The following is a 13,594-nucleotide window of genomic DNA, read 5'->3' as shown; positions in this document are numbered from 1 at the left end:
TCTTATTACTTGGACGCATTGATTATCGAACGCAATTGTTAAGTCTTTGTCATTGCTCTCAACATCCATAAGGCCTTTTCATGCACACGCATTCGGTCGGTCACAAGAGATACGGTTGATTCATCTGCTGAGATTTGTGCGATTTTCAAAACGTCACGAGCGGTTCTGATCACTCGTTCGTGACTTTCGGTTAATATTATAATCATATCGCTTGCAGTCGGGACCCCCTCAACTTCTTCAATGGAACTCAACTTGGAAAACTCTTTGTAAGTGCCTGGAGCTACAAAATCTAAGGTACGTATACGTTCGGCGATATCGTCTACGGCTATTGCTAATTCAGTATAGTGTTCTTCGAACATTAAGTGTAATTCGCGAAAGTGCAACCCCGTTACATTCCAATGAAAGTTGTGTGTTTGCAAATACAAAGTATACGAATCAGCTAAGAGTTTGCTTAACTCTTCAGCTGTTTGTTTCCTATTATTAGCGCTTAAGCCAATATCTATATTAGTCATAGTATTTCCTATCTTGTTTTATAGTCAAAATGAAACCTTCGGTGTTTATCAATGTGATTAATTGGTGCTTATAATTTAGCTACTCTAAATGCAAATATAAATGCTGATAAACTTGTCATCTGTTGAAATAAAGTATTTTGATGAGAAAGTCTTAAACGTGGATTAACTGTGCCATTAAACACATCAGAAATATGACATGTCTTGCAAGGCTAAGACCGAAACAAGAGTATTTTAGACATAGTGACTTTCTCAAACTAATTTCATTAAGACACTCCAGATAAGCTGCGATGCTCTGAATGACTACGTATTTTAAATATAGATTATCTCTGAGCTAGTATTAATGTTATTGGAGATTCCTCGTATTCCATTGTGGAAAACCCGTATCAAAAATTAGGTTTTTTAACACAGATAAAATCAAGTTAGTCGTAACATGAGAGCAATATCTCCACGTAACTCTCACAATTTGGGTTTTGACATCCCTAATTGTACTTTTCGAATGTAAGATTTAAATTGAGTGATTAACTGAGTGATTAACTGACTACTTGTTTGCATTGCACGCGAAAATCAATAATGACTTATCAACTAGCTGACGGTCATAAATACAAAACTGGCGGCTACATCTATCTACCATTTTTTAGGGAGTAAACTAATGGCAGCAGATGTCGTGAAATGGAATAAAGCTAAAACTATTTAAGGCAACGATATAGTGATTAATAAGTCAGATGACGTAAAAGTCATCAATGCAAGTGTGTTTCAAACGGATATCATGACTTCAAACGGCGTTATCCATATTATCGACACTGTCATGTTTTCTATAATGTAACGTTTAATAGAACATAATTTGTTTATATTTAGCTTTGTAATACACCTGTAAATCCTCATTCGAATAAATGTGCATTAGCCAACAACCACACCGAGTTGGCTGCAGTGAAATCTGCACGTTTTAAAACCGAGCGGGTCTGATTCTATTTATTTACGATGGCGCCTTTGGTGTCATCAAGTTCCTTGCCATCTATTTCCATGCAGAACGAATTTATCCGGAGCTTAAATAAATATGTTATAGCTATTGCCCACTTTTATCTGAATCGTTATCGACACCTTCTTTCTCAGTGTCTTTGTCTTCATCTTCGACTTTTGGCGTACCATCAGAATTAAATTCGGCTATTGCTTCACCAGCGGACTCCCATTGTTCTTTTTCTTCGTCTGTTGCTTTTGGCGAGAATAACCCCGTATAAGCATAGAAAATTCCAATCAGGGGTGCCGTCCAGCAGGCAAAAGCAAGGGGGATATACAAAAGATTTTCTATATTACCATCGGCAATACCAAGACCGAGAGCTGAAATTACAAATGCACCACCCGCATTCCATGGAATTAGCGGAGACATTAATGTTCCGCCTTCTTCAATTCCACGTGATAGATTCAAAGTTGAATAACCCATACCACGGTAAACCGGTGAATACATTCTTCCCGGTAAAGCGATGGATAAGTAGGGGTCGCCAGCTACTAGGTTAGTCGCAAACGCGGTTCCAATAGCGGCAGTTTGAGTGCCAGCAAAACTACTGACTTTACTCTTAATGGCATTAATAATCGTTTTCAAACAGCCTGTTTTCTCTAGCGCACCGCCAAAGCCTAAAGCAATCAATATTAAGGAAATCGTCCACATCATGGATTGAATACCACCTCGATTTAACAGGCTATCAATTTCTCCAATACCGGTGTTTATTGAATAGCCATTGTTCGCAAAATCAAAAATTGATTGTAGACTCTGCCCTTGAACAATCATTGCCGTTGCCCCGCCCGCTAAAACGCCGGCGAATAGTGATGGCATGGGAGGATATTTTTTTTATAGCTAAGCCCATCACAATCAAAGCTGGCAATAATACCCATCCTGAAATATAAAAGTTTTCATCTAAAGCATTAGTGATGTCGTTGATCTTTTCAAATGAAATGCTTTGAGTGTCGATTACGAAAAATCCAACTAACAAATATATAATAAGAGCGATAAGCATAGCTGGGATGGTAGTTGCCATCATATTTTTTATATGAGAAAAAACGTCGGTGCCTGTAACCGCAGGGGCTAAATTAGTGGTGTCGGAAAGTGGCGAAATTTTATCACCAAAAAATGCACCTGAAACTACAGCGCCAGCTGTCCAATATGCAGGGATATCGAAGCCTTCTCCAATTCCCATTAAGGCCAAACCAACAGTACCTACACTCGCCCAGCTAGTGCCAAGAGAAAGGGAAACTAAGGCGCAAATTCCCATGCCAGCAGCCAGGAATAGTTCAGGCGAAAGTACTTTTAAGCCGAAATAGATAATACTTGGTACCGTACCGCTGGCAATCCAAACGCCAATGATCATCCCAACTGTTATTAAAACAGATACCGAAGGTAAAGCGACGTGAATAACGTGAAAAATGCCCTTCTCTATACCCTTCCAACTAAGCCCTAGCTTAATACCAACAACACTAGTGATAGCTAAGCCAATGGCAAGAGGAATATGTGGTTCGAACACACCAAAGTAAAAAATTTGCGTCCCAAGAATTAGCAGAGTTAACACAACTGGGGTCAAAGCAAGTAATAAGCCTGGTTTTGCATGTTCTGACAGTTTCATTTAAATACCTCATGTTTGTTATTCATAAATTTTATTCAACAAAAAATTATTGGTATCCTTACCTCTAAATTAATTCTCGACACCCTTACATTTTTCTTACAAGGAAAAGTGTCAAAGAGTTAAAATTAATGGCGAAAAACCTCAAGTTGAGTGATGAAAAGTAAAGTACAAAAACAATAAAAGCTGTACATAATGCATTCAAAAAAACGTGGACTTTATGCCGTTATAGTCACTGAACTGACCTCTGGAGGAACTTAAATTACGAACGGTAAAAAGACCTTAGCCGTCATTACGTTTTAATTTAACAAAGCTAATTTTACATCCCCTATTTCAGAGTAAAAGCGACAACGTTGAGCATAATTTTATTATGAGTACTTGGGTGAATTAAGTACAAATTCGGCTTTTTGTATTATGTTATCTTATCCTACCTAAAGGCAGGTAGTGTTTAACAATGTCTTAAATAAAGCGATGTACTTGACTAATAACTACTAATGATTCAAGTTCAGTTTCTATAATGATGGCTTATTAAAAATCGAACGTTGCATAAAATAAGTGTCTCATAACCAGTACATTTCTTCTTTACAACCGTCATTCAATTCGCATTCGGATAAGTACGATTGCAGCAATAGCAAGAATAAAGATGGCGATTGCCTCATACAAAATATTTTCAGGGGCCATATCTTTGCCCTGCAGAACAATTAATCGAGCCAGTGCCGTAATCGCAATAAAAATAGGGTAAACGAACGCCGAGCGTCGGTCCGAGTAAAATACAGCCACCATGCCAATAACCTCTAGATAAAGAAACATCAACAGTATGTCGGCGAGGCTGATCGTCTGTGCAATATAAATTGCGTGAATCTCAAAGACGACGGCTCCCATAGTCATCAAAACGACGATGAAGAGTATTATCCGCTCAATTAGATGAAAAACGCCTAGCACCAAAGACCTTTCAGTTTTTCCCACATCGGGACCTTCAGACTGATTAATATCATTAGAGTTTCTATCTGAATTTTCGTTTTCGTCATACTTTTTGTTTGAAGCCATACATAAAACTCATTTCGTCAGTAAAAGAAAATTTGTGTTCGGACCAGGTTGGGTCAAATGTTGCTTTAAAAATATTGTTGATAAGAACATTTGGTCCAAATACAGAGCCGTGAAATAATATTGCATGAAATTTACGCTGAATAATAGTCTGTCAATGCAACGCGTTGGTAAAATTGCACTGCTGGTTTACCAAATTGTAACGTTTTTCATTCTTTCTTTTAGATGTCTAGCGACAAGGCTTAATTTTAGTTGAGAATTCATATTTATATCCGTCTATGCATCAGAAATATGACATGTTTTACAAGAGTTTGACTGAATCAAGAATATTCTAAACATAATTACCTGCTCCAAAAAACAACCTCAAAGCAATCGAAATATACTGCGATGTTGTTTGTGACTGCGTATTAGAAACACAGTTAGTCATAAGGTGAACCCAGAAATCTCTTCGTATTTTCCACAATTTTGAATGGATACCCCTAATTGTGCATATCGAATGAAATATATATGTTGGGTTCACTAATTTGTTTTACACGGGGTATGGTCATGAAGGTACGACTCACCAATGATTACAAATATATAAAAATTGGCCATTCATACATCACCTTTCGGCCGGTTCATAGGAGTTCTTGTGACCACGACGGGAGTAAGATTTTTGCGTTCAGCATCAGTTCGAAGCCAACTTCTGGGAACAGAAGTTCGTTGCGCAAAAGTTTCGAGTCAGTGCGCCTAACGCTCTGGGAGGAACACAAAAACGGTGAATTTCCTTCAGGGATGTTCACTCCGGCTCAGAAACCAAGAGCCGCATCTAAGACAAAAAGACAATAATAATTTTTTGAAATTAATATTTGAGAGGTGAATAGGATGATCAAAATATTAAGGCTGTTTATTGCATTTTTTGGGTCTACCAATGTCAGTTGGCGGCATTTATCTTCGGTGGCTTGGAGGCTCTGTTTATTATGCTCTGGCTGGCTCCATGCTAGTTGTAGCTGGTTGGTTGATATTCAGGTAACAATTTATTGGTGTTTGGCTTTACATCGTGACCTATATGATCACGATTATCTGGTCATTTTGGGAAGCCGATGGTCAGGTTTGGGCTTTGCTTCCTCGCTTGTTTGGTTTGTTATTGGTTTTAGTCCTACTGCTGCCACTTAGTGAAAAAATGCAACACATCCCACTGAAATTAAAATAGTCTTATGGATTAGCGTCATTATACATTATTGGATAAATGATGGATTAATAGCGTTGTTTTTTTTCATTTTAGGTTTAAAAATAAAATATGAAATTTTAGTCGGTGCGCTGAGTAACATTAAAGATGCCGGATTGGTGATTGCGATGGCACTGGGTGAAATGCTGTTACTCGCGCTTATTTATATATCCATCATTTGGTATGGTAATTCCGATGCTTATCAATGTTGGGGCATACCCATGGCGACAGATGCAGCCTTTGCGATCAGCATTCTGACGCTTTTAGGCGTAAAAGCACCGCGCGCAATTTTCGTAATCCTGACAGGATTAGCCATTGTAGATGATATGTGAACTGTGGCAGTGATTAGCCTTTTTTATACTGAGTAGATTGTTGGCGAGTCACTTGCTTGGGCTGGTCTCACATTACGATCAATACTCTTAATGAACCTTTTAGGGATAAAAAACCTATTTTTTACTTAGCCAGTGGCATTTTGCTGTGGTGGTTCATTCTTCAATCAGGTGTTCATGCCACAACCACGGGTATTCTGGCTGCCATGATGGTACCTACGTGCCCACATGCTAATAAAATTTGGTTTCGAAAAAAAATGGAAAGTGTCGTTGAAAATTTTAAAGTGATGGATGACCCGCACAAAACTATTATAGAGAATGGAAAGCAACACACCCTTGCTGAAGAGGCTGAGGATATTGCTAAGCTATCCACCGCACCAATTTTACATTAAGGCTCCACTCTAGATAAGCCAGCAAGCCTAATTATCTTACCTTTACCTTCGTTTTTAAATGCTGGGGCCATGCTACCCACTGCAGTTCCAAGAGTAGACGATGCTTTGATTACGCTGGCAATAATGCTTGCGTTGGTTTTAGGAAAAGACATTGGTATAAGCCTGTTTGCTTGGCTAGGTTTGAAAATGGGCTTAGTAAGATTGCCCTCTAGTGTGAGCTTTTCTCAAATAGTTGGGGTCGGTTTTTTAGCCGGAGTCGGGTTTACAATGTCTTTGTTTATTTCTGTGTTGGCGTTCGAAGGGCAAGCTGAGTTAATTGAACAAGCAAAGCTAGGAATATTATTGGGCTCATTAATCGCAAGTATTTTGGGAGTGTTTATTTTGCTGTTTTCTTCGAAAAATTAATAAGTAGTCGACTTATTAATTTCGAATTTAAATACATACTTTAGTCTGTTCCTTTAGGGAAACCTTGTTGCAATAAGCGGTTGATATTTTTTATTCGTGCCTCGCTGACATTGGAACGCAGAAGTAGACTTGAATATCCGTCGCAAGTGTGAACAATTTATAATGAGACATTTCGCAGCCTCTATCCCGAGTTAACCTTTATATTTCTCGTCTGGTAACTTTTTAGATTGTTTTATTGACGCGTCAATTATGGCGACAGTTTTATTGTTTGAAACCTTGGCTAACATAATGGGAGTGACGTTAACCTTAAACATTACCTGAGACCAGGATTATATCACCTTACCAGAAACATCGAACTGCACTACTATTTCCATATCCTTTTTTGTGGCACGTTTAGAGCGTCGTATGACGCGTTTATGCATCAAGTATTATTGTCGCTCTTCCTTTTAAAGCGCCTAGTGTTTAGACATAAATAATTTTGTATCTTGTTTCGTGAAACACATGTAAATCCTCATTAGACTAAGTGTGCATCAACCAACGTACGTCTTTCTGTGGCGTCCAAGTTCAATACAACTTCATCATCACAAAATGTACAACTGCTCTATTAAACAAAGTTTACATCTGTTTGGCCTTTTTCATCTCACCGCCCAATTTTTGTATCCTTCATTTTCAAACAAGTATTATTGAAGTCGTCAAACTTTTCGCATGTAGTCCTCACAAATGTCATATGGGATGGATAGAAGGTACATTTTGATTGGTAAAAACAAGTGTTTGTGAACTTATCCCAGCGCTGACATTTTTCAACGCATTCAAGGTTTTCATTCGAATAAGTGGTTTTCTCAAACAGACACTTGTTACTAAAATCATCCCAATACTGGCAGTCGTTCAGTGCCAAGGGGGTATGAGTTGTCGATTGGCCACATGTAATAGTAAAGTTATCTTTACTATATATTTCACCAGGGACAAGCTGTACATCTTTTGCTCTGACATTACTTGCCAGTAATACCACCCATGTAAATAAAACCATCAATACATATCTGTGCATTATTTAAACCCTTGTTTCTTAATTTGTCTTTAGTCAAAAACTCCCACCTGGAGATCATATTTTTGTCAGCACCGTTTGCCCTTGATACTGACCGTAAATTTGTTTGTTGCGGATATCACCGATAAAGCATCAGTACATCAGAAATATGACATGCATTGCAAGGGTTAGACTGAATCAAGGATATTCTAAACACGATTAACCGTTCCAAACCAATTACATCATAGCAACCGAGTTATTCAACTATGCTAAGTGTGACGTCGAGAAACACAGCTTACCTATGAACTAGTATTAACGTTATCGGAGATACCTCGTATTCCACTGTGAAAATCATTAACAAAAAATAGTGTTGCTGGCACAGGTAAAAGCGAGTTAGTAATAGTGTGGAGGTTAAAATCACTACGTGGTTTCCACAGTTTGTGCATGGATACCCCTAATTGAGCTTACCTAACTCAATATATATATTAAGCGTAAAACAAACTACTACTTTGTTTTACAGGGGTTATTAATCATGAAAGAACTGCTCATTAATAGTGACAAAAATGATTACAAACATATAAAAGCTGGCGATTTAGACGTCACTATTCGACCGATTACATCCGATGACATAGAAATAGAGGCAGCTTTCATGCGGGATTTTTCAGCACTAGCTAAGCATAAGAATTTCCTTAGCAGTAGCATGGAATTATCTTCGTCAATGATTTCGACACTTTATAATATCGATTACATAAATTCCATGGCCTATATCGCGACAATTCAACAGGGAGGGAACGAAAAAAAATCGGCATTTGCCTTTACGCGATCGATTCTAAACCAGATGAACGTGAAATGGCTGTCACTGTGTCGGATGAGTATCATCATCAGGGTATCGCTACAGAACTAGCTAATCATTTGATCGAGCATGCACGGACTAACAGTATTAAAAAACTTATCTTAATTGAACTTTGTAGTAACTATAAAATGCGGGAACTAGCTGAAATTTTAGGCATGGCGTCAATAACTGATCCTAAAAACTCAAGCCAAGTTATTTTTTCGATGACTCTTTAGTATGACATGGTCAAGGTCATTATTTAGTTTCGACTAATCATAACTAAAAGACACAAATCAGCAATGAAATCGTTCTACAATTTAAACACTCAATGGAGTAAACACGATGAGTAATTACAAAAAAATATTAGTCGCAATAGACGTTAATGCACCCCACGAAAGTATTATTCGCAAAGCATTAGCGGTTTCTCAGTCGCCTGATGATTTAATATTGATGTATACCTTGCTACCTACAACACATATTCAACCATACCTTTATCCAATGGAATACAACGCGATAGACGATTCTGAACGCATGTCCTTAGCCCATAAAAAACTAAGTGATATCGCCACAGAATTTGGTATTAATGAGCATAATGTTTTTGTGAAAATTGGTGTCGCGGCAGATGAGATAAAAGAAATGGCCAATGAAAAAAATAGAGACCTAATTGTAATAGGTACACATGGCAGAAGCGGCATTAAATTACTGCTTGGTTCAACAGCCAATTCTGTGTTGCATGGCGTGAAACAAGACGTTCTTGCTGTTCGGGTTCATGGATGAAATCTAAAACATTAGAAGCAAATAAAATAATAAGCGGCGAATCTGGTGGCATAACTCACTGCTCACCAAATGCAACGGTTACATGCCCTTTTTCATCCAAGAAAACAATGACCTCAATATTTATGGCATGTTTAAGCGTATTTTTGTTAGTAGGCTGCACGGACAATTCGGATCAAACACGGCAGCGTTCTTTAAAACAAGTAAGTGTCATGACGATAGAACCAAAAATAATTGCCATGCCCAACGAATTGCCCGGCCGTGTAAAGGCCTTCAAAACAGCAGAAATTCGTCCTCAAGTGAGCGGTATTATTCAATCGCGTTTTTTTGAAGAAGGTAGCCTTGTTGAAGAAGGTCAGCAACTCTACCAGATTAATCCGGCAAGATATGATGCGAATTTGCAAAGCGCAAATGCGAATTTGCAGAATATAAAAGCAGAACTAGGGCTTGCCCTTGCATTACAAAGCCGCTATCGAAGCCTGATAAAAACCAACACCCTAAGCGAGCAACAGTTTGACAGCGCTAAGGCAAGTGTGGCACGAGCTAAAGCCGCTGTTTCTCTATCGCGGGCTGAGGTAAAAACAGCAAAAATCAACCTTGACTACACTAAGGTTTATGCACCTATTTCAGGATATATTAGCCCATCGACAGTCACTGACGGTGCTCTCGTTACTGCTCAACAACAAGCTGCTTTAGCAACCATTAGACAACTTGACCCAGTTTACGTCGACTTGTCTCAGTCGGCAGCCGATGCAAAGACTTTGCAACTAAGTTTAGTGACCAGAGGCGAAGATGCAAAGTTTGAGGTAACACTTTTATTTGGCAATAACGATTTTATCTATCCCCACAAAGGCAGTCTGTATGCTACTGATTTAGCCGTAGACGAGAACACAGGTACAGTTCGATTGAGGTCTGTGTTCCCCAACCCAAATGCAGCTTTGTTACCTGGTATGTTCGTGCGTGCAACCATCGACAAAATGGAAATTCAAGAAACAATCATAGTGCCGCAAAAAGCCGTCAGTATAGAGTCCGATGGCTCAAAAGCGGTTTGGATTGTCGATGTTAATAATATAGCAAGCAAGCGTGCAGTGGTGACCAACAGCACTTACAAAAATAATTGGGTAATCAAAAGCGGTCTTAAAACTGGCGATACCGTTATTGTAGCGGGGACAATGATGTTGCAGCCGGGCTCCAAAGTCGTTCCTAAAAACATCAACTCGGAGGTCTCAAATAATATCTCCTCTGAAGCAACGAAATCTGATGACCATGCTACAGCCGATGCTGAAAATAACAAAACGAGCTCAAATTAATGATCTCTAAATTTTTTATAGACAGACCCATTTTTGCGTGGGTTATTGCCATCGTTATTATGGGGGCCGGAACGCTTGCCATAACATCATTGCCAGTTGAGCAATATCCGAATATTGCAGCTCCTAAGGTATCAATATCAGCAACTTATCCAGGTGCTTCAGCACAAACACTTGAAAATACAGTAACGCAGATTATCGAACAAAATCTGACGGGTATTGATAATCTGCGCTACATCCAATCGGAAAGTTCTTCATCTGGGCGGGCAAGCATTAACCTGACCTTCGAGCCAGGAACCGATTCAGACATCGCGCAAGTGCAAACTCAAAATAAAGTATCTCAAGCAGAATCCTCTTTGCCTCAAGCGGTTCAGCGTCAAGGTGTTGCCGTTAGTAAGGCCGGAAGCAGTTATTCCCTAATCGTTGGGTTTTATTCAACAGATGACGCATATGGGCGAAATGAAATTTCCGACTTTTTGGCGTCTAATTTGGAAGAACCACTTAGCCGCATTGATGGTGTCGGACAAATCAGAACATTCGGGCCAGAGCACGCCATGCGTATCTGGCTTAACCCGCAATCAATGTACAATTTCAACATTACTACACAAGATGTCATTAATGCGGTGCAGCAACAAAATGTTCAGCTAGCCACCGGACAAATTGGTGGGACCCCGAGTGTTGAAGGTCAACAATTAAACGCAACCATTACGGCACAAACCTTACTTGAAACCGTGGATGAATTTGAAGACATATTACTGACTGTGGATCAAGACGGTGCACACGTAACCTTAGGTGATATTGCCCGCGTTGAAATTGGTTCCGAGAGCTATAGTGTTATCGGCCGCTATAATCGCCGCCCTGCATCGGGAATTGCCATTGAACTAGCGTCAGATGCAAATGCCCTTCAAACCATCCAAGCGGTTAAAGATAGAATTCAAGAATTTGACGATATTATTCCTAAACAATTAAAGGTCGTTTATCCAGTTGATATTTCACCTTTTGTTGAAGCTTCAATTTATGACGTCATAAAAACGCTATTAATAGCAATCTTGTTAGTAATATTAGTGATTTATATATTCTTACAAACAGCACGCGCGACTTTCATACCGACGGTAGCCATTCCAGTTGTGCTGCTTGGCACTTTTGCGTTTCTTCTTATGATCGGATATTCCATCAATATTTTGACACTATTCGCGCTGGTTCTGGCCATCGGAATGTTGGTTGATGATGCGATTGTTGTTACCGAAAACATTGAAAATAAATTGGAAAAGGATCCCAATATAAGTCCAAAGGATGCAGCCATAAAAGCGATGAAAGAAATTTCAGGAGCACTTGTCGGCACAACCGTAGTTATATGGGCCGTGTTTATTCCGATTACATTTTTTGAAGGATCGACTGGGGTAATTTATCGACAATTTGCCGTTACGATTTCAGTGGCAATGGGGATATCACTTTTTGTCGCGCTTAGCCTATCGCCATCATTATGTGCCATTGTTCTAAAACAAGCGAAGATAGAAAAGAACACTGGATTCTTTGGACTTTTCAATAAAGCATTTAATAAAATGAAGATGGGCCACGCCAACCTTTTAGAAAAAGTATTGGCGAACCGATTTATTCTACCTGCAGTGTTCTTTACGATAATCGCTGTTGCAATTGGTCTATTCGTTAGAATACCGACGTCATTTTTACCTGACGAAGACCAAGGCCGGATGTTCACATTGGTTAACGGACCTGTCAGCTCAACCTTGCAACAAACAGTTGAGAAAAATAAGCAGGTCGAAGACTTCTATCTAGACCAAACAAACGGTGCGGTTGAAGGAATATTTACTGCGGCTGGTTTTAGTTTTTCTGGGAACAGTCAAAACGTTGGAATCGCATTTATCAAAATGAAAGATTGGGCCCAGCGTACAGAAAATCAAAGCGTCTTTCAGGTGAGTAAACAAGCAGGTAAAGCGCTGTCATCTGTAAAAGACGCTATGATTATTCCAATTGTACCACCGGCCATAATAGCGTTAGGTAATTCCAGCGGTTTTGAATTTCAATTGGTTGACCGAGCAGGACTGGGGCAAGACGCTCTTAACAATGCCATGCAACAGTTTCTTGGAGAGGCTAACCAAAGCAGTTCTTTAAAAGGTGTACGTTTTAATGGTTTGGCGCCCGGCCCACAATATAACCTCAATATTGATTCGAGCAAGGCGCAAGCAATGGGTGTACCCATTGCCACAATCAACCAAACCTTAAGTACTGTACTTGGCGGCTCTTATATTAATGACTTCTTAGAAGATGGTCGTATTAAACGTGTTTACACACAGGCAGACGCTGAGTACCGCATGCTGCCAAAAGATATAGACCGATGGTATGTGCGCAATTCAACTGGTGGTATGGTCCCTTTGTCAGCCTTCGGCTCAGGTGAATGGTCATATGGCGCACCAAAGCTAACACGGTTTGACGGTAATTCTTCTCTTGAAATTAAAGGTGAGGCCGCACAAGGCATTAGTTCAGGTGAAGCCCTTAACCAGATATCAAAACTCGCTGAAAGCTTGCCAAGTGGAATTGGTTTGGAATGGACGGGCTTATCGTATGAAGAAAAAGAATCCGGTGGACAGGCTTGGATTGTTTACTTGATTTCAATCATTGCCGTGTTCTTAGCATTGGCCGCCTTATATGAAAGCTGGACCATACCTTTGGCGATCATACTAACTGTTCCACTTGGTATATTTGGTGCTGTTTTGGCCACATGGTGGTCTGGACAAGCAAATGATGTTTACTTTCAGGTAGGCTTATTAATGACCATTGCCTTGGCTGCCAAAAATGCAATTTTGATAATTGAGTTTGCAAAAATTAATTTTGAAGATGGCATGAATGCCTATGATTCAGCGGTCATGGCCGCTAAACAGAGACTTCGCCCTATTTTGATGACATCACTAACATTTATTTTGGGTGTGATGCCTTTGGCATTTGCCGCAGGGCCAGGGTCAGGAGCACAAAACGCGATATCAATTGGCGTACTGGGTGGTATTACGGCCACAACAATATTGGTTTTATTTTTCGCGCCATTCTTCTTTATATGGGTCATGCGCCTATTTAAGATTGAAGAGCTAAAAAGTGACCGTCAAAGTTAGGGCACACATTCAATTCTATTTAACGCAAAACCAGTATTTA

Annotated in this window: 9 protein-coding genes and 2 pseudogenes; 8 read left to right on the top strand and 3 right to left on the bottom strand. The window is 39.5% G+C overall.

Translation table 11 applies throughout. From position 1 onward, the window contains the following. Window positions 1-38 precede the first annotated feature (38 nt). Complete coding sequence (locus C427_RS09410) at window positions 39-512, bottom strand: Dps family protein (protein WP_007638415.1); 474 nt, start codon at window positions 510-512, stop codon at window positions 39-41. Between the two features lie 706 nt (window positions 513-1,218). Between C427_RS09410 and C427_RS24830 the strand changes: the two genes are divergently transcribed. Continuing rightward, entirely contained in the window at window positions 1,219-1,335 is a 117-nt protein-coding gene (locus C427_RS24830) for a fasciclin domain-containing protein (RefSeq protein ID WP_007638411.1), read from the top strand. 240 nt (window positions 1,336-1,575) lie between these two features. Here the strand turns inward: C427_RS24830 and nhaC are convergent. Next, window positions 1,576-3,124 (bottom strand): annotated as a pseudogene (gene nhaC / locus C427_RS09405) (Na+/H+ antiporter NhaC). A 588-nt stretch (window positions 3,125-3,712) separates the two neighbouring features. Then, window positions 3,713-4,168, bottom strand: coding sequence for a phosphate-starvation-inducible PsiE family protein (locus C427_RS09400; protein WP_007638407.1), 456 nt, complete (start codon window positions 4,166-4,168; stop codon window positions 3,713-3,715). A gap of 1,242 nt (window positions 4,169-5,410) precedes the next feature. On the opposite strand from C427_RS09400, the gene C427_RS28185 reads away from it, so the two are divergent. The 7 genes and pseudogenes from C427_RS28185 to C427_RS09365 all read left to right on the top strand — a co-directional run bounded on the left by C427_RS28185 (window position 5,411) and on the right by C427_RS09365 (window position 13,554). Next, complete coding sequence (locus tag C427_RS28185; RefSeq protein ID WP_015430738.1) at window positions 5,411-5,704, top strand: Na+/H+ antiporter NhaA; 294 nt, start codon at window positions 5,411-5,413, stop codon at window positions 5,702-5,704. 56 nt (window positions 5,705-5,760) lie between these two features. Beyond that, a complete protein-coding gene (locus C427_RS28180; protein ID WP_015430737.1) occupies window positions 5,761-6,093 on the top strand; it encodes a Na+/H+ antiporter NhaA in 333 nt (110 codons plus the stop codon). A 66-nt stretch (window positions 6,094-6,159) separates the two neighbouring features. Further along, a pseudogene (locus C427_RS27380) lies at window positions 6,160-6,498 on the top strand (Na+/H+ antiporter NhaA); the annotation flags it as partial. A gap of 1,870 nt (window positions 6,499-8,368) precedes the next feature. Beyond that, a complete protein-coding gene (locus C427_RS24820) occupies window positions 8,369-8,587 on the top strand; it encodes a GNAT family N-acetyltransferase (protein WP_015430735.1) in 219 nt (72 codons plus the stop codon). Between the two features lie 106 nt (window positions 8,588-8,693). After that, entirely contained in the window at window positions 8,694-9,128 is a 435-nt protein-coding gene (locus C427_RS09375; RefSeq protein ID WP_007638397.1) for a universal stress protein, read from the top strand. After that, a complete protein-coding gene (locus C427_RS09370; protein ID WP_007638396.1) occupies window positions 9,125-10,435 on the top strand; it encodes an efflux RND transporter periplasmic adaptor subunit in 1,311 nt (436 codons plus the stop codon). The genes C427_RS09375 and C427_RS09370 overlap by 4 nt, the downstream gene beginning before the upstream one ends. Beyond that, window positions 10,435-13,554: an efflux RND transporter permease subunit gene (locus C427_RS09365; RefSeq protein ID WP_007638394.1), complete on the top strand. Its 3,120-nt coding sequence runs from the start codon at window positions 10,435-10,437 to the stop codon at window positions 13,552-13,554. Before C427_RS09370 ends, C427_RS09365 begins: the two co-directional genes overlap by 1 nt. Window positions 13,555-13,594 lie beyond the last annotated feature (40 nt).

This window comes from Paraglaciecola psychrophila 170 (assembly GCF_000347635.1).
GTDB classification, from domain to species: domain Bacteria; phylum Pseudomonadota; class Gammaproteobacteria; order Enterobacterales; family Alteromonadaceae; genus Paraglaciecola; species Paraglaciecola psychrophila.
This window is presented reverse-complemented; position numbering and strand designations above follow the sequence as displayed.